This is a genomic window from Frateuria aurantia DSM 6220 (assembly GCF_000242255.2).
Taxonomy (GTDB): Bacteria; Pseudomonadota; Gammaproteobacteria; order Xanthomonadales; family Rhodanobacteraceae; genus Frateuria; species Frateuria aurantia.
The window spans coordinates 1,892,554-1,917,359 of the sequence record NC_017033.1 but is presented as its reverse complement, the minus strand read 5'-3'; the positions used below and the strand labels follow the sequence as shown (position 1 = coordinate 1,917,359).

Genomic DNA, 24,806 nt, shown 5'->3' with positions numbered 1-24,806 from the left:
CTTATTCCGGACAGCTGAACGCGGCCATCTGCGGCAACCGGAACGGATTGAAGGCACTGTCGGCTGTGATTTTCAGCACCAGCCGACGTGCCCCCAGATGGAAGGTGGCGGTAAAACTCTCGGGCGCGCTGCCGGGTGTCAGCTCGGCTGCATCGAACAGCCGCTGCAAGGCCCAGGGCCCTTGGGTCTGCAGGCTCCCCGACGCACTTGCCGGCGTCAGCTCCAGCCTCACCTGATGGCTGCCAGCCTGCACCGGCCAGCTCATGGTCCTGGAAATCTGCGGACCATGCGCATAGCGCAGGACCTGACCATCGACATCCAGAGTGAACTGGTTGATGGAGGCATCCAGATCCAGAGGCATGACATCGAATTTCAGACTGGGACGGTTGCCGCCGGCGGCGAAGAACACGTTGCGGATGGTCTCTGCATTCTGAAACGCCTCCAGCAGATGCGGATTGCCATGCCGCACACCGCCGGCACTGGGTCGAAAGGTCCAACGGCGCGTGTTCATGTCGACCCGCGCGGCCAGATTCTTCTGGTAGAAGGCATCCATCAACCCGTTCGGTGCGAACATCCTGGAAAAATCGTCGATGGCCACATCCCGGGAAATGCCGCGTACAAACGGATAGCGATCGGCGATCGTCTGCCGGCACAGTCGTCCGATCGATGCGGCCGCATCCTCGTCGATGCTGTGCTGGACCGCGCCGGTCACCTGCGCGGAACCGCGGACCGCCAGATCACCCATGATCTGCCGGAACGGCATCGGCATGCGTCCGGCTTCGGCCTGCAGTTTGTTGAAGACATCCGAAGGCGGAGGTGGATTGCCGCTGCCCAGTGCGGCATCGGTGGCAGTGAGATAGTTGTAGAGTTCGTCCACCACCTGCAGACTGGTATCCAGCGGTGACGGTCCCTGGCCATCGCTGCCACTGCCGTCGACCATCCTGTGCAGGGGCTCGAAGTGGTTGTCGACCATGCTCTCGATGCGATCTTCCGTCTCAGCGCGATTGGCCGGTATGACCTGATTGCCGAAAATGTCCGTCAATGACTGCTTGACCTCGCCGATACGGGCCTGTGCCCTACCCAGCAGTGAATGGCTGGGCTGGCTCTGGCGATCATGCAGCAAGGTGGTTTCACGGGCGGCGACCAGCATGAAGCGCTTCAGTGGGGAGTCGGTCGCCGACAGGATGCGGGCCAGCTGCATGCTCTGATTGACCGAGCGGGTCTCGATCACGGTCAGATCGCCCAGGTAGGCATCCCAGACCCGGATATAGTCGTTGAAATAAAGCCGCTTGATTTCGCGAGTCAATCGACTCCGATCCAGATCATCCAGTATGGGTGCCTGACGGCTGCCCAACACCCATACATCCTCCTTCTCCATGTCCAGAGCCGCATGTCCGACCTGTGGCGAGAACACGTCCCAATAGCCCTGATAGGTATACAGGGGCGCGATGCCGTCACTCAGCGGCTGACCACTCTTGCGCACCAGTGCCATTGATGCCTGCGGCCCCGCCACGCTCTCCACGCTGACCGGGTCTCCACGCATCGATCCCAGCAGCCGTCGCTGCATCTGATGGTAGGCCCGTTGGGGCAACGAATAACGCGCCAGACGCTCACGGGCGCTGCGTACCAGATCCGCGTCGAAGGGAAACGGCGAGGTCACCGGATGCGGCTGGAACAACTCCGCCACATGGTTCTCCAGAGCCTCCCGCTGATGCCGGGTGGTGACCTCCGGCATCGACTTCTCGACATCGAGCAGCAGCCAGGCGGAAAGAAAATCCGCCTGGTAATGGCCGGATTGATACAGCATCAAATAGGCTTTCAATGCGTTGTAGGTGTATTCCAGGTCATCCGCAGGGGCACTGGCAAGCAGATTCTGAATGCGACTGGCGGCCTGGGGCAGCAGCTTTTCCTCAAGAGCCCGCCGATAGACCAGATTGGTCGCGATCTGGATCTTGTGGCCCTGATACAGGCCGGCCCGATAGCTGTAGAAAGGTGGATGGGTGGTATCGAACTGCCGGCTCAGCGGCAATTGCAGAAGAGGATCCAGCAGCGGGGCCAGTGCTTCGATATCGCCTGCGGGCAAACTGATGTGGCTGCCGGCCCGAGCCTGGTATTCGGCTGCATGGCGGCCCACTTCGGCCAGATAATCCCGATTGTGCCGGTAGCTGTTGATCCACACCGCCAGGCATACCAGGACCACCGTGGCCAACAGTCCCAGGCTGGCTCCATGCAGCAGGCGCCGGCGCCACAGCAGGCGGCGGTTGATGCCGGCCAGACCGGCCTCCGGCACCATCAGGTGGTCCAGCAGCCGTGCGCTGAAATAACTCTGCCTCCCCTCCGGAACGGCTTCGGCGGCGTGCGGCTCCAATTGCAAGGTCTGCCTGATCGGAGCCAGCACCTGCTCGATGACCGCTCCGCCCCGTCCGTTACTGGTGAAATACACTCCGCGCAGCCATAGCTCGGGTTCGAACCGCGATGCCCGGCTCAAGGCCGTCAGCCATTCCAGCAAGGGCTGCTCCAGTTGGGCAAATTCCTGCGGAAACAGCCAGGCCTCTGCCCGGTCCCCCAGTTCGGGCTCGCTGGCCAGCACGTCGATCAGACCATCACCGAGACGATCGACCAGCGCCTTGAACTCGCGAAGGAAGATGGTTTCCAGCCCCTGCCTGGCTGGAGTCTCGGAGGCATTGCCGGTAAAGCCCCAGACCTGTTCCCGGCCTTGCGGCCCCAGCTCGTGGAAATAAGCCTGGAAGCCGGTCAGCCGGTCGACATGAGTGAGCACCAGATAAACCGGCAGCCGGATATCCAGGCCCTGTTGCAGCTCCAGCAGATGCGTGCGCAACCGTCTTCCATGGGCTTTGCGCACGTCGCTCGCCATGCCCGGCAGCTGGCTGACATCGATCACCAGCACCACGCCGTTGAGGGGCTGGCGCGGCCGGAAATGGCGCAGCAACTGATGGAATTCGACCCGGTCGCTGTCGGCGGCCGGCGCCGCTTCGATAAATCGTCCCGGCGTGTCCACCAGCACCGCACTGTCCCCCAGATGCCATTCCAGTTGCGCGGTATGTGCTCCCCCCCCCGCCGCACCGGCGAACTCCAGGCTGGGGGCGCCACCGCGCAACTGATGCAGCAAGGCCGTCTTGCCGCTGCCGGTGTCACCAACCACCAGATACCACGGCAGGCGGTACACATACTGGCCGCTGAGCCGATCCAGCCAATGCGTCCAGCGACGGCTGTCCGCTCTGGCATCGCGCAGCGTCCACAGCGCCTGCTGGAATCGCTGGCGCAACTCGCTGGCCTGGACCTCCGGCGGTGGTGCCGGTACGGCCTCCCGGCGACGCCGCAGCTGCTCCAGCAGACGGCGACCGGAACCACCACCGAACCGCCATGACCAGCGCCACAACAAGGCCATGATCAGCAGCCCGATCACGCCTACGCGCGCCCACGCCGCCGTCAGTGGATGCCAGGTTCCCAGTGCCAGCAAGGGACCGTATCCCCAGATCAGGACGGCCAGCAGCAGCACCGCCAGCGCAATCCAGAGTTCACGGGCGAACAGGAAGCTGAACAGACTTCGCAACCAGCTGATGATCACCATGCCTCCGAGCTACCGGGTCCAGGGAGATGGAGAAGCCGCCGCTCCGGGAAACAGCACCATTTCCACCCTTCGATTCAGTGCCCTGCCTGAGGCGGTGTCATTGGATGTCAGCGGATGCGTGTCGCCTTGCCCTTGCACCTGGATGTCGCGATGAGCGCCCAGGGCGGTGTCATGCAGGAAATCCGCCACGCTTCTGGCCCGGGCCAGGGACAAGGTCTGGTTGGAAGGATAACTGGCTGTATGGATGGGCTGATTGTCGGTATGACCGACCAGCACAATGCGTCCCGGCACGCGATCCAGGGCCGCCGCGACACGGGCCAGCACGGCGCGATAAGCCGGCCTGAGATCGGCCCGGCCGGAGTCGAACAGGCCATCGCCACGCAAGGTGATGACATGATGATCTGCGGCATCCTCCACACTGAGCGCGCCACCGCGGATATCGTCAGCCAGCAGTTCTTTCAGATGCAGGTCGCGCTGTGCCGGGGCCGCCAGAATATCCAGTTCAGGCAGGTGGATGGAATTGACCGCGACATAGCCGGCATCCAGTCTGGCATTCAACAGCAACAGCAGTCCGACATAGACCCCGGCCGTCAGTATCAGGGCCAGCACCAACCAGCTCCACAGGGGCACCCAGCGCCGCAGCGTGGCTGAAGCCCGCCCTTGCGGATCCAGCCAATGGCCGGCCAAGGCATCCCCCTGCCCCCCCGCACCGGCAGCCAGCAACTTGCGCAATCTCAGCTTCAGCCCTTCCAGCTGGGCCTGGCCGTTGTCGATGATGCGATAGCGACCCTCGAAGCCCAGTGCCAGGCAATGGAACTGCAGTTCGATCAGAGGCCAATGGCGACCCGGATCCTGGATCAGTCGCGCCAGCAACTGGAAGAATTTTTCGCCCCCCCACGTCTCGTTGTGGAAAATGACCAACAGGCTGTGAGCCGACCAGATACCGTCCCCTCCCCAGCTGGTCAGCGCGGCAGACTCGTCCAGCGCGGTGCACAGGCAGTAGCGGGCTCCGACGATGGTCTCCACCGGCGTCGAAAGCGCCTGGGCCTGGTCCTGGAAGCGGCGTATCGCGCTGATCAGTCGTTCGCGCAGCAATACCGGGTTGATGGCCTGCTTCCCGGTACGGATCTGAACCATCAGATTCAAAAGCGGACGCGCCGCCAGCAGCAGCGGATTGTGACTGCTGCGGCCGAAAGCCGGATCGCCGGGAATGCCCGGTCCGGGATAGGTCAGACCCGGTGCCGGCTCCTGTCCGGAACTGGCCAGGGATAGACCGCCTCGATGGTTCATGATTGTCGGGCCCTCCTTGGCCGGATGGAATGGCGCAGTGTCTCGATGACGGTCTCACTCAGCCGCGGATGGCCCAGCAGGCCATTTTCAGCCCCGGCAGGTCACCCGCGAAATGCAGGGCCAGCCCGCCGGATTGCGACAACTGTCCCCACAATTCACTTTGGGTATCGAGTTCGAAATAATGATGACCGGCATGATATGGAATCTGTCGTGGCGCGACGGGCAGGTTGCGGATGCCGATCCCCGGCAGATGCAGGTGAACCAGGTCGTGCAGCTGTTCCACCGGCCCGATCTTGACCTGAGCCGGGTAACGGTTGCGAACCACCTCGGCCGGCGCATCGGCATGCACGGCCAGCACGAACCCGGCATTGCGCAACAGTTCCAGACTGGGAATCCGCGCCACCCAGACCCGTGGTGCCCTTTCCTCCAGCTCGATGGCAATCGCGTTCTGCTCCAGCATGGTGGACAGCGCCCGCCTCAACTCCGCCATCAGCGGTTCGAAGCAGGCCTGCAGATCATCGTGCCGATACACCGGCCATACCTGTGGGCGTCGTTCGCGCGAGGTATAGGTTGCCAGCTCCGAGGCGATCCGCAGCCAACGCAGAAACAGCGTCTCCGGATGCAGCTGCTCCAGCTGCAGACCATGCCAGGTATCGGCCTGGGCCCGATTGATCATTCCCAGCAGCAGGAAATCGGCGATTTCGGCGACGCCGCCACGGCCAGGCTGTGACAGCCGTTGCGACAGCAGCCGTCCGCGCTGTTCCAGCAGCCCATGAACTTCATGCATGGCACTGCGCAGCACCTCGTTTTCAGCGGCGGCCAGGGTCGGTGGCACATAGGCCGGGTCCAGCAGCAGACGGCCATCGCCACGGGCTTCAAGGATCCGGGCCAGGCCCACTGCTTGCCAGTCGTGGCCCAGCTCATCGACAAGTGCCAGCCGGAAACGTGGCCGGCCCAGCTGCAGGCTGGCCGGTCCCAGTGCCACCGAATTCACATCGGCAATTTCACGCGTCAGCACCCCATAGCGGGCCAGGGAATCCCGACGCTCCTCGAAAATGCAGTCTTCCCCCCCGGGTCGCCGCAAGGGAAGCGCCAGTACCACCTCGCGGGCCGTGACGCCTGCCGGCACCGCCAGTGCCTCCGGCGCCTCCTCGCGACTGGCGAAATGGAAGGGGGTGCCGTCCGGCATCACGCCCTGCGCCATGGACAGCGCCAGCTTGCCGAGGGCCAGCGCTTCCTGATCCAGCTCATAACGCAGAAAACCCCAGTAATGACTGCCAAGCGCACGACTTCGCAACTGGACCAGATGCTCCAGATAGCGTTCCATCTGCTGAAAGTGCTGGGGCCGCAGGTACATGCCTTCGGACCAGACCACCTTGCTGCGCCAGGCTCCGCCATCCTTGGGCGGGAGCTGCGGATTCGAGCGGGTATCCATTCAATGCCTCTGCCTGATCGCCAGGCCCTGCCGGCCGACTTCAATCCGTATCGACATGCGACGTGGCGATATCTGCCAGAACTTGTAAAGGTTGGTACTCTTGGTCCCCGGCAACGGAATCGACAGCCGCCATGGCTGCCGACCCAGCTCGCGGTAGCCGGCAACCACCCCCAGATGACGTGCCGCTGCATTGCCTGCACGGCGGATGATCCGCTGCTCACCCGGACGCAGGATGATCTGATCCACCGAGATCAAATCGTCCCCCAGACTGACGCGCGCCCGGTCCTGCACGGCCGGGAAGTCCAGATTGAGAAACTGGCTGTCCGAGCCCAGTTCATACAGGCCGACCAGGATCGGCGAGGGATGGCCCTGCAGGTTGGGATTCACTTCCGCCTCCACATCCAGGTATACATCGTAGGGAATCAGCATCGACTTCTGGGTCGAGGCACATCCTGCGGCGATCCATGCCATCGCCAGCAGGAAAAGCCAGTGCATGCGCAAGCGACTGGCCATCGGCCGGCCCGCCTCAGCCTGCCATGACCAAGACCTTGGTCTGACTCGGCGACGTGCCGGTCCCCACGGTATTGGTTGAATTCTGCAAGGTAGGGTCGCTCATCCGGGTCGTCGGCAAGCCTTCAAGCAGCACCGTGTTGGCGCCATTGATATTGCGGGAAGTCGAAGACACCGTGCCTGAGGCCACCCCTCCCTGCGCGCCTGGCTGATCGCCATTGGATACCGGAATGACCGTGGCCAGATTGTGGCTGGGCGCTCCCATGATCATGATGTGCGGCACATTGGGCACCGCCATGGCGCGCTGCGAATTGTTGTCGTAGGGAATCGGGATCGCCAGCGGAGGCGTCATGTTGACACTGACCGCATTGTTGTCGCCCCCACCGTTGGTATTGGCCATGACCATGTGAAGATCCTCTCAGCCCAGATGGATTTGGCCGGCATCGATCTTCGCCAGCTGATCGGCCGTATACAGCGCATTGCGCGCATGCAGGCGCAACTGCTCCAGCGCCGCGTAGTCGATGCGTTCGGCCCTGACCTGATCCATGCCATCCACCGATCGGTAGCTGTCGCCCAGCACCTGCACCAGCCGCTCCGCCACGGTATCGATGGCCTTGGATACCAGCCGCAAGGCCCCGGTCCGCAAACCCAGCTCGCCGATCAGCCCCTGCAGGGACGTCACCACCAGTTCCAGCAATTCGATGCTCAGCAAGGCCTTCTCGGCCTGTACTGCAAAGGCCCGACCACATTGCAGGCTCGCCGAATCCTGCACCTGCAGTTCGAAATTGCCGCGTACCTCCAGTTGCAGCGGCCGGTCGAAACACACACATGCCGGCTCGCTCGACGGCCGCTCCAGCACCGCGACGACATAGACGATGCCTGCGTCGGCTGCATGCAAGGCCACGCGATCGCCGGGGCCGGGTTCCAGCAGACAGCTGACGGCCTTTCTGCAGACCATGGCCTGTCCGTCAGCGACTACCCGTATCAGGCCCCCGTCCAGCCGTGCCTCTACCCAGGCCCCTTCGGAATCTGGTCGATCCGCGACCGACCGGATGCTCTCCATCTCGAATATGGTCATACGCCTTGCCTCCATGCAGTGCGTGCCTGATGCTTATCATCAGTCATCCCAGGTCTCGATTTCGTGACCATTGTTCGGCTGCGAAAAGTTCAGGATCGGATTCAACGATACCGGCCCGGCGCTGACCGAAAGCACCCGTCAGCACGGCACGATGGAAGCGGGTCCGCGCGAACCGGGCGTCACTGAAGTCGGCATCCTCCAGCCGGGCATAGGAAAAGTCCGCTGCCTGCAGGCTGGCACCGCAGAAACGTGCGCGCGCGGCGCGTGCCTGCTGCAGCAGTGCACCATCCAGACAGGCCCCCTGCAGGTCCGCATCTTCCAGCGAGGCCTCGATCCACAGACTCTGGCGCAGGTCGCATCCCGCCAGACGTGCGCCGTCCAGGCAAGCCTGGTGGAAATTGCAGCCGGGTGCGTGGGCCTGGACAAAATGGGCCTGCTGCAGCCTGGCCGCCTGAAAACTGCAACGCAGCAGCCGGGCATGACTGAAATCGGCATGCTCAAGCTCAGCCTCGTTGAACTGGCACTGCTGCAATTCCAGCGCCTGAAAATTCAGGCCCTGCATCTTGCAGCCACTGAAGATCAGGTGGTCCAAAACCGCCTGCTCGAACCGGCAGCTCCTCAGATCAGCCTGATAGAAGCAGAGCTGGCGAAGCTGACCACCTCGCCAGCAGCAGTCCTGCAGCAGACAGCGGTCAAAACAGATCTGCTCCAGCCAGGCCTCGTCCCATACCGGCGACTGCAACAGGCACTGACTGAACTGTACCTGCTGCTGGCGACTGGCCGACAGATCGACCTGCGGCAAACCGCACCCCTGGAAGGCCACATCGTTCATGCGTGCGCCATGCAGGCGCGTCCCGCCGAACTCGCAACGGGTAAACACGCTGAGCGATAGATCGGCATCGGCCAGATCGGCCCCGCTGAAGCGGCAGCCCTGAAAGACGCCATCCCGCAACATGGCCCCCTGCAATTGCGCCGCCGAGAAATCCACTTGCTCGAACAGACCGCCATCCAGTTGTGCCGCCGGAGCCTGCAGGGCCTGCAGGTTCACATCATGCAAGACCTGACCCTGGCGAACGCGGGCCTGCACTTCATCGATCTTCATGGGCGATCCTGCGCATCAGCGGCCAGCGGATAGGCGCAATAACGCTCGAGATATGCCCGGTCGAAACGGGTGTTGCTGTCCATCCGGACCTCACCGAGATTGGCACGGAACAGGTTGGCCCGTTGCAGACAGGCCCCATCCAGACAGGCGCCACGCATATAGGCCCCCAACAGGTCGGCGGATTCGAGATTGGCATCGGTCAGGTCGGTACGCACCATTTGCACTTGCTCAAAACGGGCTCCGCCGAGATTGCCGCCCGCCAGAGAGGCATCGGTGAAGTCACTCGCACTGATCGATGCCCGGAACAGGGACAGTCCGGCGACGCTGGCTCCGCGCCAGTTGGTCTCGTGGAGCCGGGCCGAACTGAAGTCCGGACGGTCGAATTCGCAACCGCCGACAAAACAGGCCTTGACCATCCGACTGCGCGCAAAGCGGGTCAGATGGTCAAGTTGACAGGTCACCATCGCCAGGCCACTGATGTCGGTATCCGAGAAGTCGACCTCGTGGAACCGGCACTGCACAAAAGCCAGCTTGCGTATGCGACTGCCCTGGCAATTGACGTTGCGCAGCTCAAGCCGGTCCAGCACCATTTCACTCAGACTGGCCTGCTGCAGATCCACTGTCTCGAAACGGGTACCGTGGAGCCGGCACTGTCGCAGCTGGCTGCCTGTCATCCTGCATCGCGATACCAGTGCATCATCAAGCACACTGCCGTCCCAGCGCGACTCGACCAGGTCGCTGTCTTCGATGGTGCTGCCGGCGAGATTGGTTCCCTCAAGCCGGGACGAACGCAACGACACCCTCTGCAGGACACTGCGCACCAGCACGCTGCGACTGAGATCGCATCCATCCAGACGTGCACCGCTGAAGTCGACGGACTCCATCAGTGCGGCACTGAGATCCGCGCCACGCAGATCGATCCCGGTCAGATCGAGCCCGGTAAGATCCCAGCCAGCGAGTGATCGCCCCTCTCGGAAGGCCTTCTCCAGCGCCTGACGCCGTGCCATCGAATCGTCAGCTGAAAGCCGTGCCGCAGGAGCCTGGTATTGGGCCCCCTGCCGGTAGGCTGAACACAGCCCCTGGCCGGCCTGCTCGATCTGTTGCCGCAATGGCTCCCGCTGCAGACCCGGCGGCGCCGATTCCAGCAGGTGCAAGCTGCCATCCACGGCCGGCGGGCCACTGGCCGGGCGCTCCAGCGCCGCCTGCAAGATGGTGGTGTCCCGACCCAGATGACGGATATCCGCCAGCAGGCGATCACGCTCGGCCTCGACCCGAGGTCGCTGCCGAGCAGCCTCTGCCTGCAAGGCCTCGCTTTCCAGCTGCAAGGACGCGCGAGAATCCGCCCCGGACACCAGCTCGCGCTCGAGTTCCGGAGCCTTCGGGACGGAGAGGCATTCTGTGTGGGAGGGATGCCGGAGCAAGGCCTGCGCCGCTTTCCCGGCGGCATCCCGGGCCGCCACCTGCTGATGACGTTGCCGCAGTTCACCGCGTCGCAATGGCTGTGCCGCCTCGCTGGCCGGCCGCAGCATAGTGCCCGGCACCAGGGCATCGTCCACCACCCACGGGTCCGGAACATGGCCCGGCACAAGGCCTTGCCGCAGGAAATCCAGATAATAGGCCTCGTCCCGCGGCTGACCGGATGCCTCCAGCGCCAGCAGCAGATGATCCACATCGGCTGCATCGAAACAGCGCAGCCCGGCCCGGCCATGAAATACCATCGCCAGGCGCTGCGATCCAGGGAAAAACCAGACCGTGGTCAGCTTCAACGTCAGGCGCTCGGCTTCGACCTGTTCATGCCGTCCCAGCCAGGCCCGCGCAACGAGCACAGGCAACCGGCCTTCCCAGCGCGCCAGCGTCGGGTGCAGATGGCTCAGGCTGAATGTGGCGCCATCCAGTGCATCGACCCGTTCGGGCCATTGCTGGTCGAGTGGAGCCACGTTGAAGCCGCCGCGGTCCATATCGGCGGGATAGCCCGGATAATTGCGCTCCAGCCAATGGCGGTCAGGACTGCCGTATCGCTGCTGCCGCAAAGGGTGACTGGCAGGCAATGGCAACAGCCCGGCCGGAACGCCTGCCTGATGCGGACTGCGCAACGGCTGGTCAGGATATTCGATCTGCGGCAAGGGCACGCGGCGGCCACCACCGGCTTCCCGGGTGACCATCATACCGATACCGGCGGGATTCTCCGCCAGCTCCGGGCCCCCGTAGGTATGCGCCCAATCCAGCGAAACTGCCTCGAAATCGGCTGCAGCCGTGGCTCGCCCCCCTTGCCAATGCCGTTCACCACTGATCTGCAAACGCTTGAGTCGATCGGCTACGCGCAGCTCGACCAGGCAGCGGCCTGCCCCGTCACCATGGCAGCTCCAGGCGCGACCGGCCACCAGATATTCCGGCCATGCCTTGGGCAACCCTGCATCCAGTACCTCGCCCCGCAGATCACGCTCGACCTGCCCCCACAATTCCATCTCGGAACACAGCTGCGGCTCGCCGGCCATGTCCAGCAGGCTGACGACGCCGATCCCAAGCCACTCTCGGCCATGCTCCCGAAAGGGGCGGCTGATCAGACTCAACTGGGAAGGCTTGATGATCTTCATGGGTTCACCATCCGGGCGGTTGAAAGATCACAAAGTGATGGACTGACCCACGATGGTGATCTGCATGCCGACCACGCTGAGCTGCATGCCGGTATTGCTCTGCGCGAAACCGGTGCTGGCGATCGAACTGCCGGTGGAGCTGACCGAGCTGCCGGTATTGGCAACGCTGCTGCCGGTATTGGCCACGCTGCTGCCGGTCATGGATATCGCCGACCCGGTGGTCGAAACCGAACTGCCGACCACGGACACCGCGCTGCCGTTGATCGTCATGGTCTGCGGCACGATGCTTTCCTGTGCAGCGCCCACGACCGACAGGCTGTTCACGGCGATCAGCGAGGTGCTGTTGCCGGCGACTTCAGTCAGACTGTCGGCGCCAATGAAGGTACTGGCATTGGCGCCGATCTGGCTGGTGGAATCATTGCCGATCTCGCTGGTCGAGTTCACGCCGACCACGGACAAGGTATTGGCATCGACGACGGACTCGGAATTGCCCCCGACATGACTCAGATTGTTGCCGATCACATTGCTGGTGGAATTGCCCTCCACATTGCTGAAGTGATTGCCGATGATGGTCGAGAAATTGTCACCCACGATCAGGGTCGTGTTGTTGCCATTGACCTCGGTCAGCTGGTTGCCGTTGACGAAACCGCTGGTGTCACCGGTCACCACCGAGAAGTCTTCGCCGAAGATCACCGTGGCCGCCAGACCTTCAACGGTGACGCCGTAGACCTTGGCCGAGGCATTGCCGACGGCGCTGGCCACGTACTGGATCGCCGAGGTGATGTTCTGGGCAAAGGCCTGCACCAGATCACCCGGCGTCTGTTGCTGGAACTGTGCCGGCATCGGAATGACCGGCGCCGGCGCGGTGTTGTGAGGCTGCTGCTGCTGGCCGCCCGCGGTGACCGCGCCGGGCAGGACCTGATTCATCCGCGGCAGCGGGGATTGCTGCGATTCGGGCGGCAGCTGCAAAAAGCCCACCTGCAGCAGATACTTGTTGGCTACCGACTTGGTGGCGTCATGCTCGACCGAAATGTCATAGTTGCGCTCGGCATGCAGCTTGACCTGCTCGGCGCCCTTCTTGTCCTCGAAACGAAGGATATTGGCATTGGCTGCGGAGCCGCCTGGCGTCCGGGTAACGAAACCGCTCTGAGTCGCTGATTCGGGCAGCCCGAAGGGCGGCATCTGATCCGCGTTGTAGATCCGGCCTGTGATCAGCGGACGATCCAGCTCGCCGTTGAGGAAGTCCACCACCACTTCCTGGCCGACCCTGGGAATGTAGATGCCGCCGAAGTTGGTGCCCGCCCATGAATCGGAGACCCGCACCCAGCAAGAGCTGTTCTCGTTGCTCTGACCATAGCGGTCCCAGCGAAACTGCAGCTTCACCCGGGCATAGCGGTCGGTCCATATCTCCTGTCCTGGCGGACCGACCACCACGGCCGTCTGCGGACCGGTCGCACGCGGCACCGGGGTGATGCAGGGGGCGCGGTAGGGTACGTCAGAGGGCTGCACCACGAAATGGAAATCGTAGAAACTGTCGCTGCTGCCAGTGGCATAGCCGCCTTCCTGGAAATGGTAGTTGACGCCCACAATCAGATATTCGCGGTTTTCACTGCGACGCGGGCAATGTTTGAGGTTGAACAGATAACCGGGAGCGATGCCACGGATCTTGGTATGCGCGCGGACCCGGGCATGCTCGGCCTGCTCCTCTTCCAGCCTGACGCGTGCGTAATGCAGCCCCTGATCGGCGTCGATATAGCCGCCATGCCAGATGTATTTCTGATATTGACCGTGAAGGCCGTCGATCAGCTGCTGGTTTCGTACCTGCCCGAGGTTGGCCTTGGGTTTCTTGAAATCATAATCATCGACCGCGTATCCGCCGGAGCGGATCTCGACGGCCGACTGCCAGCTGTCGATGCCTTCTTCATCCGGAAGCACCAGCCGGTCCGGGGCCAGATAGGGCAATACCGCGTAATCGGGCAGGTTGGCATGGGCGCTGAGATCATCGGCCAGGATCAAGGTCTGCTGCCCCTGCGCATGTTCGAAGTAGTAATACATGCCCTCCTGCTCCATCAGACGACTGATGAAATCGAAATGGCTTTCCTGATACTGGACGCAATATTCCCACTCGCGATACTGGGCGCCAAGACGAAATTCAAAGGGAAATCCGTAGGGTGCGAGGACTTCCCCGATGATGTCACGCACATTCTTGTTCTGGAAAATCCGGCAGTCCGTGGTCCGTGTCAGATACCACAGCCAGGGTCGCAAGGTGGCCGTGTAGACGTAACTGCGCGGGGTATGGGTCTCGCGCCCGGTCAGTTCGCAGCGGACGACCTGGCCGCCCAGCCAGCGCGTCCCGCCGGGATGGGTCTGGATTTCCAGAGTCACCGGCTGTCCCAACAGCTGGGTCATGTCCAGCGAGGCGGTATCGGCAATGAATTCCACCGCAAACTGGTACAGCGAGGACAGCGTCTCTTCGCCTGTCAGCAGCCTGAATTTCAGCGCCGAAGGGGCCAGGGGGGTATGTGCAACGACGACATGGTTCACGAGGTTCTCCCTTCCTTAGGTGATACCCGCTTGAGAATGGTCATCCGGCTGATCCGGTGCGACTCTTGGCGATCGCGCCGTATCATCATTCCGACGTGACTGGATCTGCAGCTCGCTCGCCACCTCCTCGGAGCCGGCTCGGCTGCGATGTGCCCGGTCACTGCGTGACCGCCAGTCTTCGGGGCAGAACAGAAGATCATCGGCTGATCGCGATGTGAGGCGACGCCCCAGCCAGCTGCCCCAGCCCAGGGCGACCTCGATCTCGCCCAGCCGCAAGGCCGGAACCTCATCGGCCGCAAGCCGCAGCAGCAAATCCCACTGCAATTCCACGCCCAGATAATGCCGGACCCAGTCCACCACCAGCCGGGTCCCGGCGGCCAGGGGCAGAAACTGCCGATACTGCGACCAGCTGAGCGGCCCCAGTATCAACCGGAAGCTGGATTGCACGTCACGTACGGCCAGGCCCAGCAGCGCGCCTCCCGCCAGCGCGGGAGCCCGGCTCGTCAGGCAGGCACGACTGCCCCCCGTGACACCGATCCAATGGGGCATGTACTCGGCCAATTCCACCGGTATCTGCAAGTGGCCGCGCAGCATCTGCAACAACCCTTCCGGGTTGCGCGAAAGCCGGACCTGATGGCCGGCGAAGAAATAGCGAACATGGTCGGGGACCGTATCGCGGTGCCGCTGGGCCGGCAGCCCGAGGTGTATCAGCGAAGCGACATGACGGTCGAAGCGAGCCGTATCGGGCCGATCCAGACTCGCCGTGGCCTGCGCATCCGCCCAGGCGCGATAGAACAGCAGGATCAGCCGATGGTGGAAGATGTCGGCAAAGGCCGACAAGGTGTCATCGCCGTAATTGCGCTGCCGATCTCGCGCGAATTCGGTGAGATGCAGGGGCAAGGGGCCATTGGGACCGAACAGGCCGAAGCTGAAGATCGATACCTTGGGCAGTCCCGGCCCGTGGCGGGGCTTTACCGAGGCCAGTGTCGAAGGCGCGAATGCCATGGACGGCTCCTGCCCCAGTCGCAGGAGCTCACCCTTGCTGCGAGCGGCGCGGCCGAGCAGCACGGTATGGTCGCCACGCGCATCCAGCCAGCGCAGCAGATGATAGAGGTCGAAGGCATACGGTGTCTGCGCCAGTTGCTGCCAAAAGGCTTCCAGACCCTGCGCTGATGCCTCGGCCGGGGCTTGCCGGATGGCACTCATACGCTGGGCCGCCGGCCGATACGAGGTGCCCAGCGCAGCACTTCGCCGGTCTGCAGGATCAAGAGCTGCAGCTCGACGAAACTGTTGATCGAGACATGCCGGGCCAGAAACTGCTCCATCACTGCACCGAACAGATACACCCCTGTTCCGGAAAAGGCCGTCAGATCCAGACGCATCGTGACCTTCACGCCACGACCGAAGACGATGGGTCCCGGCTGCGGCAATTGCTGATGGGTCGGTTCGACCCGCATGCTGCGGATCCCCTTGATCTGCTGCTGAAGAGCGGGACCCGCCAGACCGGCATAGAGCTGCAGCAATTCCCGCATGGCCTGGGCACCGCTCTCCCCGTCCAGATCGGTCAGACTGAGATAATTGATATTCAGATGGCTGATCAATCGCCAGGTGGCTTCGCCCTCCACCACCGCCGCACGGGGGGGCGTCGGCCCACGCAGCAGCTTGATCCGGCCCGCCGGAGCCGAAACCCGCAGACTGAAATCCGAGGCCTCCTGCAGCGGCAGCAGCAAGGGCAGATCCCGATTGGTGCACAGTGCCTCGATCGCGACGGTACGCAGATCATCGGGATAGGGAGCCTCGTTTTGATCAACCAGCGACAGGAACACCTCGCTGCCCAGATAGCCGGTACGACTGCCGCCACGACTTTTCTGCTCTGGCACCAGCCGGGGCTCCCGCCGCGTGGAAAAATACGCGGCCAGGGCCGGATCACCACTGACATTGCCATAGAAGGGCCGGAAAGAAAGCTCTTCGCCGCCCTCGCGTCGATGGCCGACAACCTTGTTGACCGAGTAGATTTCGTAGTCCATCGGCCGGGTACGGTCAATCACCAGATGCTGCTCGTAACGCTGACTGGAGACCGCGATACGATCTGATCGCTTTTCGAACAGATTCACTACCGGTGTGCAATAAAGAGCCAGACTATCCGGCCCCACGGCCGATTCGACATCGGGCCAGGACCGGTCGAACAGAATGTCCAGCTCCAATGACGGCCCTTCGATATCGATCAGGGCCCGCTCCATCTGTTCGATATCGAAGAACAGGAAGCGGGCAGGAAAGGCAAAATATTCGTGCAGCAGGCGGTAGCCCTGAAAGACCCGCCGGTCACAGGGCAGCAGCGCCTGCTCCGGGTCCATACCGCAGGGACGGATCACCGAGGCAGGCAGCAGACGCGCAGCCCGCGCATCCGGCGCCCGTGCCACCACGCCGATGCCATGAGCCAGAATCTGCTCCAGCAGCATCAAGGCATGACGCTCTTCGCCGCACAGATGAAAGCTGAGTTTTTTCAGCGGCAGACTGCGGAGCTGCGACACCCCTACACCATCAAGGCGCAATCTCAGTACACTGCGAACCTCGGCTGGCAGGGGCCAGGAAGCCAGCGACAGATCCGCCAGCTCGGCCTCTCCGCCCAGGACCTGCAACTTCAATGGCCACAATTGCACCTCATGAGCCGTTCTGAACTCGCAGGCGGTCTGCTCGCCGCGGCTGAGATGTGCCCGCAGCGAAGTCCCGGCCGGCAAGACATAGCCCTGCAGCAGGCTGCCCTCGCGATAGCCGGGCTCGATCTGGACAATGCCCATCGCCGGCGTCGGTGCCAGATAGTGCGGACAAACGATATCGAGCAGCCGTTGCGAAAAACGGGGAAATTCAGCATCCATCTTCAGTTGGATGCGTGCGGTCAGAAAGCTGACGCCTTCCAGCAGTCGCTCGACATACGGGTCGGGCACCTCGGTGCCGCGCAAGCCGAGGCGGCCAGCCACCTTGGGATACTCGCGCGCAAATTCCGCCCCCATCTCCCGGAAATAGGTGAGTTCGCGGTTGTAGTAATCCAGCAGGCGACTGTCCATCACTCTGCCCCCAAGGAACGCAGGACGATATAACCGCATTCCAGATCGATTTCAGAACGGAAAATGAATTCCAGGGGATAAGGGATGCACCATAACTCGCCGCTGAGTTCCAGCGACAAGATGTTGTGGTGGTCATGATTGAGGTTGTCGGCCAGACAGCGCACGCGCAGGCTGTCTGCCAGTATCCTGGGCTCGAACTGGACAATCGCCTCCCGGATGCTGCTTTCGATGTCCGACCATTCCAGTTCGGCAATCAGCTGCCCGGCCAGGGCGCCTATACCGTAATTGAGTACCGACTGCCGGACCTGGCCAAAGGCAGCCAGATCATCAGTGGACTCCATGTGGATGGTGTTCAGCAACCACCGCAAATCCCGCAGCACGGATTCACGCAGCATGGTCCGGGTCAACAGAAAGGCACCGTCAGGCTCCCGTCGCTGATCGACCCTGTCATCCGTCAGACGCTCAAGCAATACCGGTTGCAATTCGCGCCCACAGGGCTGGAGCGTCGACGGTTTGCGCTGTGCATGCAAGGGTGAGGATCGCGCCATCTGAATGCCCGCCTGTCATGGGTTGGAGCTTGATCACGAATGCCTGACGACATCTGCCGGCAACCGGCCGGACAACTGGCGAGCAGCATGATCTGCCCGCCAGCCGGCACGTACCTGAACGCCAACAGGCTGCCAAGGCCGCGGCTCAGACTTCCCGGTTCTCCTTGATGTTCCAGGCCAGGACGCTCTCGCTGCCCTTGGTCCCCTGGTCCGTCTGCTCCCAGTACTGTTTCTTCACATTGGCCGCCTGGAAGGCGTAATCCACTGAAACCGCATCGGAGTCTTTGGAAGCGCCCTGTTGCACCGAGGTCACCAGCACTTCAGACAAGGTGATCCGCAGATATTCGATCTGGGTGCCGCCGGCCTTGCATACAGAAATTTCCACCTGAGGAAGATGTCGGCCATTGGCGCAATATTTCAAGATGGCTGGCGCCGCCTTGTCGATGACGGCCACCACGTGCAGATCACTGAAGCTGGCCTTGCCTACTCCGCCACCGCTGCCGGTCGCCATATTGCCAGGCTGGGTCGCGCCCCAGGCATAGGATTGAATATTGGTCCAATGCCGATGATTGGAATCCTTGGATTCTCCCTGAACGCCATCGACCCGCATGTACATGTCAACTGCCATGAGTACACCTCCGATAAGTGATGATCAACGTGATTGGGATGGTAGATAATGGGCGGTCTGGGTATCGCTCTCCTTCAGGGATGGCAGCTTGGACACCAGCCGCAGCGATACCGTCAGACCTTCAAGTTGGTAATGCGGGCGCAAGAAGAACTTCGCGCTGTAATAGCCGGGGTTGTCATCGATTTCCTCGACCACCACCTCGGCCGCCGCCAGCGGTTTCTTGGCTTTGGTTTCCTGGGAGGAATTGATCGGGTCGCCGTCGACATAATTCATGATCCAGTCGTTCAGCCAGCGCTCCATGTCACTGCGCTCGCGGAAAGAACCGATCTTGTCGCGAACGATGCATTTCAGATAATGGGCGAAACGGCAGCATGCGAACAGATAGGGCAGCCGTGCAGCCAGCCGCGCATTGTCGGTGGCATCCGGATCATAGTACTCGTGGGGCTTCTGCAATGACTGAGCGCCGATAAAGGCTGCAAAATCCGAATTCTTGCGATGTACGAAAGGCATGAAGCCGTTCTTTGCAAGTTCGGCCTCGCGCCGATCGCTGATCGCGATTTCGGTGGGGCATTTCATGTCAATGCCGCCATCGTCAGTGGGAAAGGTATGGGTCGGCAGATCCTGTACCGCACCACCGGACTCCACGCCGCGAATCGAGGTGCACCAACCGTAGTATTTGAACGAGCGATTGATATTGGCTGCCATCGCATAGGCCGAGTTGATCCAGCTGTAGCGATCATGATTGGCATCGTCGGTATCTTCTTCGAAATCGAACTCGTCGATGGGATTGGTGCGCGCACCATACGGCAGCCGGGCCAGGAAGCGCGGCATCGCCAGACCGACATAACGGGAGTCATCCGATTCCCGCAGGGAGCGCCAGGTGGCATATTCGGTGTTCTGGAAGATCTTGGTCAGATCACGCGGATTCGACAGTTCCTGCCAGGACTCCATCTGCATGATGGAAGGCGCTGCACCCGCGATAAACGGGCAATGTGCGGAGGCTGCCACCTTGGCCAGCTCCCCCAGCGTTTCCAGATCCGGTGGACTGTGGTCGAAATAGAAGTCACCGACCAGACAACCCAGAGGTTCGCCACCGAACTGGCCATATTCCTCTTCATAGACTTTCTTGAAAATGGGGCTTTGATCCCAGCCCACACCCTTGTATCGCTTCAAGACTCGACTGAGTTCCTTCTTTGAGATCGGCAGAAAACGGATCTTCAGCAACTCGTCGGTTTCGGTGTGATTGACCAGATAGCTCAGCCCGCGCCAGGCGGACTCGACCTGCTGGAATTCCGGATGATGGATGATGGCATTGATCTGGTCGGTCAACTTGCGATCGATCTCGGCGATGATGCCCTGGATGGTCTGGTAGGCATCGGTGGAGATCGTTACGGTATGGCGCATGGCCTGACTGGCCAGCACCCGCACGGCAGTGTCGATGGCCTGGCGAGCCTGATCGGTACGCGGCCTCAGCTCGGCCTGCAGCTGCCGGTTGAAGTCCAGCGCGGTCGCAGGGACGACGGGCGTGATGGTGGCGGTAGGCAATGGTTTGGGCGTGGTCATGATCAGTCTCTCGGCAGGCCCCGGTCAGGGCTCGATGTCCAATGGTCCCGAGGCATCGGCTTCGCCATCGGCAGGGGCATCCGGACCCACTTCAGCGGCAGCAGCCTGGCCCCGGCTATCCACCGTCTCAGCCTCCGCCTCGGCAGGAACCTCACTGGCCAGCGCCTGCAGCAGGCCCCTGTCCTCGAGAGCCTGTGCCAGCAGCGCCTCGGCACCGCTTTTTCCGTCGACATAGGACAGCAGATTGGAAAGCTGGGTCCGTGCTTCCAGCAGATAGTTGAGCGACTCGACCTTGCGAGCCACCTGGGCAGGCGAGAAATCCCCCATGCTTTCAAAACCGATATCCACCGGCAACAGTCCGTCGCCATCGACGAGATTGGGCACATGGAAGGCCACGCGCGGCTGTATTGCTTTCAGACGGTCATCGAAATTGTCGATGTCGATCTCCAGCAGCCGGCGTTGATCCAGATCCGGTTGCGGTACCAGACTCTTGCCGGCCAGATCCGCCATCACGCCCATCACGAACGGGATTTCCACCTTGCGCTCGCTACCGTAGATTTCAACGTCATATTCGATCTGGACACGGGGCGCCCGATTCCTGCCGATGAACTTCTGCCCGCCGGAGCGGGGTTTGAGTGTCTTGAGATTGGCCATGCCATGGTTCTCCTGAACGATACGTGGTATCGGTCGCGGCTCATGCCGCCCTGCAATCAGTCCTTCGCTGGCGGGCTGGCGCCATCGCGGTTACCGGTACCTGCCAGCGCATCCAGTCGGGACAGCCCCTCGGGCATCAGTTCACGGACGATTTCGTAGAAATTCATCTGCAACAGTCGCAACGAACGGCGGATCAGCATCGGTGCAGGATGGCTGGGCTCGCTGCGTTCCAGATAGTCGCAAGCCTGCTGCAGCATGCGGATCACCTCGTCGCGTCCATCAATGTGGCCAGCCGGAAGCCCTGTGCCAGCGCCAAGGTCTGGCGCAGCCGCCTCCTCTGCCTCGGCCACTGAAGGCGGCGCCACACTCAAGGCCTGGCCACTGATTTCATGCAACCCCCGACGTACCGAGACGGCAGCAGAAATCGTGTTCAGAGGCTGCTCGATCGGTGCAAACGACGGCATCCAGGCCGTATCGAGATGCTTTTCCATGACCTGACGAACCCTGCTCACGCTCGCCAGTATCTGGTCCACGGCGATCAAGGTCGCAGCCGTATCGCCGCGCGCCTGTCCAAGCTCGGCCCGCAGGCGCACACTGCCCCCTGGATAGCCAAGGTTTTCTGAACTGTCACCGCCCTCCAGTATCGCCGCCGCATCCCGCAGACTCAGATGCCCGGAAGATCCGGCCAGCAAGGCCGACTTGCGCAGGCTGCGGGCCAGCGACACGGTGTCGGCAAAAGCCGCGATCGCATTGACGCGCTGCATCGGATCATATTCGTCAGCCGTCTGCAGTCGCGGATGCACCGCTTCCCAGTGCTGCTCCAGCAGCTCAGCCAACCATTGCAGACCCCGCGCATAACCGGCGATACCTTCGTTTTCGGTCCAGGCCAGGGTCAACAGGCCTAGAATGCGAATATCCTGACTGCGCCGCAGCAGTTGCCGCGCCTCATCCTCGATCCGGTGCCAGTCAGGCGGTTCGGCCGGAATGATCGCCGTGCCGAACTGCTGCTCGCTCTTGCCTATCGATGCCTGCTGCAGGGCCACGAACTCGGGAGCATATTCAAGATCTTCACCGCAGGAGGAGGCCATGTCCTTGATGGCAGGAAATTCATTCATGGGTACCGGCACCCCGATAGGCGCGAGCCACCTTGCGGGCCGAACGCGACGGCCCGCGGGCAGGTCGCTTTCCAGAAACACGCCGCAATGAGGCGACTCGTGCAGCGGACCGGGACCCGGAGGCCACCCGTACCGTGCGAATCCATGAATCCAGTAGCAATACATCCGCTGCAGCGACGTCCATGTCGGTGACTCCTGCGTGGCCTGCTTGTCAAAGCCATTTGGATGGCTGTTTCATGAAGTATCGATGACATCCCGTCCATGGGATGCACCTTCATGCATTTCAGTTGCAATCAGTAGTAGCACCGCAATAGTCAACGGCCGGTGCAAGTCTGATCAAGACCGGACGATATCGGCGTCACCCGCTCGCGCCCCCGTGCGCGAAGCGGCCGATGACGGGCATCCTGCTTGAATCCGGCGGCTGACCACAACGGGGAGTGCTCTCCATCCTGCCGTGCCCGATCTCAGGCCGGGCATACCCGCCTCAGTATCTCGAAACAATACAAATGCCGGCCAGGATGAAGCTCTTTCCTCAGATTTGTCCGATCCGTCTGGCGCTATGCGTCGGTACGTGATCAAGCAGGCCGGACAACTCATCGGCGGCCTCCCGAACGGCGACAAGCAGTTCCTGCTTGCGACTTTCAGCGATGGCTGGATCCGGGATCGTAAGACCCAGTGCCGCAACGATCAGCCCATGCCGATCGCGGACCGGTGCGGCGATAGTGCAGATGTTCGGCTCGAAGAAGGCCTCACCCAGCACGGCACCGTCATCCCGGTCACGATCCTGTTGCAGCAACTTGTGCAAGTCAGCCACCGTTGCCGGAGTCTGGGCCGAATAGCGCTGCAACTCGCAGCCGTGATAGAGCTGCTCCAGTTCAGGCAAGGTCATATCCTGAAGCAATACACGTCCCAGCACGGTGGCATGAGCCGGCAGCCGACTGCCGACAGTGATGGAACTGCTGAGCAGTGACGGCGGAGTCAGCTTGGCCACGTAGACCACATGCCGCTCATCTCGCACCACAAGATTGGCGGCCTGCCGGAATGTATCCACCAACCGCCGCAGAATGGGCTGGCCCAGCTCGGTCAGTTCCAGAGAGGCCAGATACTCGAATCCAAGCCGCAATACCCCCATGCCCAGTCGATAGTCATGACTGCGCTCATCGCGCTCGACAAATCCAAGGCGTTCCAGCGTCGCCAGCAAACGAAAGATCGTGGAACGCGGAAGATTAAGGCGCCGTCCCAGTTCGGGGGCACTCAGCCGGGGCTGCTCGCGAGAAAACTCGGCCAGCAGACGCAGACCGCGCTCCAATCCCGGCACCACATATTTGTCCTGCGCATCCATGGACTCACTCATCGCAATCAGATCCTGCACGTTCCGCCAAGACACCGAGTCTGAGCCAGAGCCGGGCCGCGATACAAGCAGAGAAACAGCGGTCAGGCCCTGAAGACCGTCCCCCCTCATGCTCTGCCGATCTGCCTGCCGTCACCAGACAGGCCGCCGCCCTGGAACCGGTTCTGGTACAGGCGCGGTCCGAGGCCCGTTACCACGGCCGGCTACCATGATTCCAGGTATCTCACGACAACAGATCGTGACGTCGGTATTTCCAAAGCCATGGCGTGGTCACCACGCTGATCAGGCAGGCCAAGGCAGGCAAGACCACCAAGGCCGTCGGGCCATGCCGAGTCCAGACCGCCAGCAGCATGGGTGTGGTACCGCCGAATACGGCGGCGCTCAGGTTATAGACCACGGCAATCCCGCTGATCCTGAGCGCTGGCGGAAAGCTGTAGACCAGCGGCTGATAGACCATCACGACGTAAGAGACTCCCGCCCCCAGCACGAAGAAACTGGTCGCCAGATGTTCACCCCTCGAAAAAACATAGACATGCACCAGCGCCAGCAGCAGACAGATCGCCACACTGGGAATCATCCGACGCCATCCCAGTCGATCCACGCACCATCCGCCAAGCAGTGCGCCGCACAAGGTGCCAACCTGCATCATCGCCTGTGCATGAGCGACTTGCTGCAGCGGATAATGGGCCACCACCACGAAATAGGTGGCCGGATACAACTGCACTGCCGGAATCAGAATGGCAGGTGCGATGCTTGCTGCCAGACATCGCAGCAATGCGGGTCGCTGCTCCTTCCACAGCCGGGCCAGTCGCTTCAGCAGGCCGTCCTTCCCGGTCTCCTTGCTTGCGGCAAATACCGGTGACTCGTCCAGATGACGCCGCAGCCACAACATCATCAGTCCCATCCCCCCGCCCAGCAGAAATGGCAGGCGCCAACCAAACAGCTGCCATTGATGCTGATCGAGGCCAAGGGAAAGCAGATCCACCAAACCCGACGACAATACGAAGCCCATGCCGAAACTCGCCCCCAGAATTCCGAAGGCCAGTCCCAGCCGACGCGCCGGCACATGCTCGGCGACCAGCACGATCGCGGCCGGCAGCTCGCCGCCCACGGCGGAGCCTTGAACGATCCGCAGAAGCAGCAGCGACAGCGGTGCCCAGGCGCCGATCCGATGCCAGCCCGGCAGCAGTCCGATCGCCAGCGTGGCCAGCGCCATGCCGGTCATGCTCGTGAGCATGGCCTTGCGACGGCCATGACGATCGCCCAGCGTCGCCAGCAGCGTCGCTCCCAAGGGTCGCGCGATATATCCGGCAGCGAATATGCCCAGCGTCTGCACCTGCTGCAACCAGAGCGAAATCCCTTCCGGAAAGAACACCTTCATGATGACCGGCGTCAGAAAGATGAAGAGAGTGAATTCGTAATACTCCAGAATCCCGCCCAGGGATGTCAGGCCCAGTGTCCGCAACTGGCGCTGATCCAGTCCGAACTTGCCGGGCAGGCGTTCCATTTCATCCATGGCGGCCCATCCCGTGGTCATTCTGCCGCCACACATGGCGGTGACAGAGCACGCTGGCGACACTCCCGCCTCCGGCGTTGTCCATTCCGGCGATCCGTGGCACGACCGCCGCCCTCAGCGGATGCCGGCACCAGTCTTGCCTCCGAGCCGCACCGGTTTGCAATCCGCGCTGGCCCATGTCTACTTTCTCCCCCCCGTCTCACCCGGTCATGAAACAAGCG

17 protein-coding genes and 1 pseudogene are annotated in these 24,806 nt (G+C 62.2%); all 18 read right to left on the bottom strand.

Features of this window, described 5'->3' with window-relative positions; translation table 11 throughout:
• Position 1 precedes the first annotated feature (1 nt).
• Positions 2-3,592, bottom strand: a complete 3,591-nt coding sequence (tssM, locus tag FRAAU_RS08895; protein ID WP_041270496.1) for a type VI secretion system membrane subunit TssM — start codon at positions 3,590-3,592, stop codon at positions 2-4.
• Between the two features lie 9 nt (positions 3,593-3,601).
• The gene (tssL, locus tag FRAAU_RS08890; protein WP_014403207.1) at positions 3,602-4,882 is read right to left on the bottom strand and encodes a type VI secretion system protein TssL, long form; all 1,281 of its coding nucleotides are present in this window, start codon (positions 4,880-4,882) and stop codon (positions 3,602-3,604) included.
• A gap of 58 nt (positions 4,883-4,940) precedes the next feature.
• Positions 4,941-6,317, bottom strand: a complete 1,377-nt coding sequence (tssK, locus tag FRAAU_RS08885; RefSeq protein WP_014403206.1) for a type VI secretion system baseplate subunit TssK — start codon at positions 6,315-6,317, stop codon at positions 4,941-4,943.
• Positions 6,318-6,830: a type VI secretion system lipoprotein TssJ gene (gene tssJ, locus FRAAU_RS08880; protein ID WP_014403205.1), complete on the bottom strand. Its 513-nt coding sequence runs from the start codon at positions 6,828-6,830 to the stop codon at positions 6,318-6,320.
• A gap of 13 nt (positions 6,831-6,843) precedes the next feature.
• A complete protein-coding gene (locus tag FRAAU_RS08875; protein WP_217176216.1) occupies positions 6,844-7,227 on the bottom strand; it encodes a DUF4150 domain-containing protein in 384 nt (127 codons plus the stop codon).
• Positions 7,228-7,245: 18 nt separating this feature from the next.
• Positions 7,246-7,905, bottom strand: coding sequence for a DUF3540 domain-containing protein (locus FRAAU_RS08870; RefSeq protein ID WP_014403203.1), 660 nt, complete (start codon positions 7,903-7,905; stop codon positions 7,246-7,248).
• 43 nt (positions 7,906-7,948) lie between these two features.
• Entirely contained in the window at positions 7,949-9,007 is a 1,059-nt protein-coding gene (locus FRAAU_RS16510; protein ID WP_014403202.1) for a pentapeptide repeat-containing protein, read from the bottom strand.
• The gene (locus FRAAU_RS16505; protein WP_014403201.1) at positions 9,004-11,601 is read right to left on the bottom strand and encodes a DUF2169 family type VI secretion system accessory protein; all 2,598 of its coding nucleotides are present in this window, start codon (positions 11,599-11,601) and stop codon (positions 9,004-9,006) included. Before FRAAU_RS16505 ends, FRAAU_RS16510 begins: the two co-directional genes overlap by 4 nt.
• A 27-nt stretch (positions 11,602-11,628) precedes the next feature.
• Entirely contained in the window at positions 11,629-14,145 is a 2,517-nt protein-coding gene (gene tssI / locus FRAAU_RS16500) for a type VI secretion system tip protein TssI/VgrG (protein ID WP_014403200.1), read from the bottom strand.
• 15 nt (positions 14,146-14,160) lie between these two features.
• The gene (gene tssG / locus FRAAU_RS08850) at positions 14,161-15,351 is read right to left on the bottom strand and encodes a type VI secretion system baseplate subunit TssG (protein ID WP_014403199.1); all 1,191 of its coding nucleotides are present in this window, start codon (positions 15,349-15,351) and stop codon (positions 14,161-14,163) included.
• Entirely contained in the window at positions 15,348-17,210 is a 1,863-nt protein-coding gene (gene tssF, locus FRAAU_RS08845; protein WP_014403198.1) for a type VI secretion system baseplate subunit TssF, read from the bottom strand. The genes tssG and tssF overlap by 4 nt, the downstream gene beginning before the upstream one ends.
• Positions 17,210-17,758: a type VI secretion system baseplate subunit TssE gene (tssE, locus tag FRAAU_RS08840; protein WP_014403197.1), complete on the bottom strand. Its 549-nt coding sequence runs from the start codon at positions 17,756-17,758 to the stop codon at positions 17,210-17,212. The genes tssF and tssE overlap by 1 nt, the downstream gene beginning before the upstream one ends.
• Before the next feature lie 145 nt (positions 17,759-17,903).
• Complete coding sequence (locus FRAAU_RS08835; RefSeq protein ID WP_014403196.1) at positions 17,904-18,386, bottom strand: Hcp family type VI secretion system effector; 483 nt, start codon at positions 18,384-18,386, stop codon at positions 17,904-17,906.
• A gap of 24 nt (positions 18,387-18,410) precedes the next feature.
• Positions 18,411-19,949 carry a type VI secretion system contractile sheath large subunit gene (gene tssC, locus FRAAU_RS08830; RefSeq protein WP_014403195.1) on the bottom strand — a complete coding sequence of 513 codons (1,539 nt, stop codon included), beginning with the start codon at positions 19,947-19,949 and terminating at the stop codon, positions 18,411-18,413.
• Between the two features lie 126 nt (positions 19,950-20,075).
• A pseudogene (tssB, locus tag FRAAU_RS08825) lies at positions 20,076-20,603 on the bottom strand (type VI secretion system contractile sheath small subunit); the annotation flags it as partial.
• A 56-nt stretch (positions 20,604-20,659) separates the two neighbouring features.
• Positions 20,660-21,718: a type VI secretion system protein TssA gene (gene tssA / locus FRAAU_RS08820; protein WP_014403193.1), complete on the bottom strand. Its 1,059-nt coding sequence runs from the start codon at positions 21,716-21,718 to the stop codon at positions 20,660-20,662.
• 532 nt (positions 21,719-22,250) lie between these two features.
• The gene (locus tag FRAAU_RS08815; RefSeq protein WP_014403192.1) at positions 22,251-23,072 is read right to left on the bottom strand and encodes an IclR family transcriptional regulator; all 822 of its coding nucleotides are present in this window, start codon (positions 23,070-23,072) and stop codon (positions 22,251-22,253) included.
• 220 nt (positions 23,073-23,292) lie between these two features.
• The gene (locus FRAAU_RS08810; protein ID WP_014403191.1) at positions 23,293-24,585 is read right to left on the bottom strand and encodes an MFS transporter; all 1,293 of its coding nucleotides are present in this window, start codon (positions 24,583-24,585) and stop codon (positions 23,293-23,295) included.
• Between the last annotated feature and the right edge of the window lie 221 nt (positions 24,586-24,806).

What these genes read in the sequence shown, in the direction of transcription:
- tssM (WP_041270496.1), bottom strand. Translation starts at nt 3,592, where the DNA reads ATGGTGATCATCAGCTGGTTGCGAAGTCTGTTCAGCTTCCTGTTCGCC.
- tssL (WP_014403207.1), bottom strand. Translation starts at nt 4,882, where the DNA reads ATGAACCATCGAGGCGGTCTATCCCTGGCCAGTTCCGGACAGGAGCCG.
- tssK (WP_014403206.1), bottom strand. Translation starts at nt 6,317, where the DNA reads ATGGATACCCGCTCGAATCCGCAGCTCCCGCCCAAGGATGGCGGAGCC.
- tssJ (WP_014403205.1), bottom strand. Translation starts at nt 6,830, where the DNA reads ATGGCCAGTCGCTTGCGCATGCACTGGCTTTTCCTGCTGGCGATGGCA.
- FRAAU_RS08875 (WP_217176216.1), bottom strand. Translation starts at nt 7,227, where the DNA reads ATGGCCAATACCAACGGTGGGGGCGACAACAATGCGGTCAGTGTCAAC.
- FRAAU_RS08870 (WP_014403203.1), bottom strand. Translation starts at nt 7,905, where the DNA reads ATGACCATATTCGAGATGGAGAGCATCCGGTCGGTCGCGGATCGACCA.
- FRAAU_RS16510 (WP_014403202.1), bottom strand. Translation starts at nt 9,007, where the DNA reads ATGAAGATCGATGAAGTGCAGGCCCGCGTTCGCCAGGGTCAGGTCTTG.
- FRAAU_RS16505 (WP_014403201.1), bottom strand. Translation starts at nt 11,601, where the DNA reads ATGAAGATCATCAAGCCTTCCCAGTTGAGTCTGATCAGCCGCCCCTTT.
- tssG (WP_014403199.1), bottom strand. Translation starts at nt 15,351, where the DNA reads ATGAGTGCCATCCGGCAAGCCCCGGCCGAGGCATCAGCGCAGGGTCTG.
- tssF (WP_014403198.1), bottom strand. Translation starts at nt 17,210, where the DNA reads ATGGACAGTCGCCTGCTGGATTACTACAACCGCGAACTCACCTATTTC.
- tssE (WP_014403197.1), bottom strand. Translation starts at nt 17,758, where the DNA reads ATGGCGCGATCCTCACCCTTGCATGCACAGCGCAAACCGTCGACGCTC.
- FRAAU_RS08835 (WP_014403196.1), bottom strand. Translation starts at nt 18,386, where the DNA reads ATGGCAGTTGACATGTACATGCGGGTCGATGGCGTTCAGGGAGAATCC.
- tssC (WP_014403195.1), bottom strand. Translation starts at nt 19,949, where the DNA reads ATGACCACGCCCAAACCATTGCCTACCGCCACCATCACGCCCGTCGTC.
- tssA (WP_014403193.1), bottom strand. Translation starts at nt 21,718, where the DNA reads ATGAATGAATTTCCTGCCATCAAGGACATGGCCTCCTCCTGCGGTGAA.
- FRAAU_RS08815 (WP_014403192.1), bottom strand. Translation starts at nt 23,072, where the DNA reads ATGAGTGAGTCCATGGATGCGCAGGACAAATATGTGGTGCCGGGATTG.
- FRAAU_RS08810 (WP_014403191.1), bottom strand. Translation starts at nt 24,585, where the DNA reads ATGGATGAAATGGAACGCCTGCCCGGCAAGTTCGGACTGGATCAGCGC.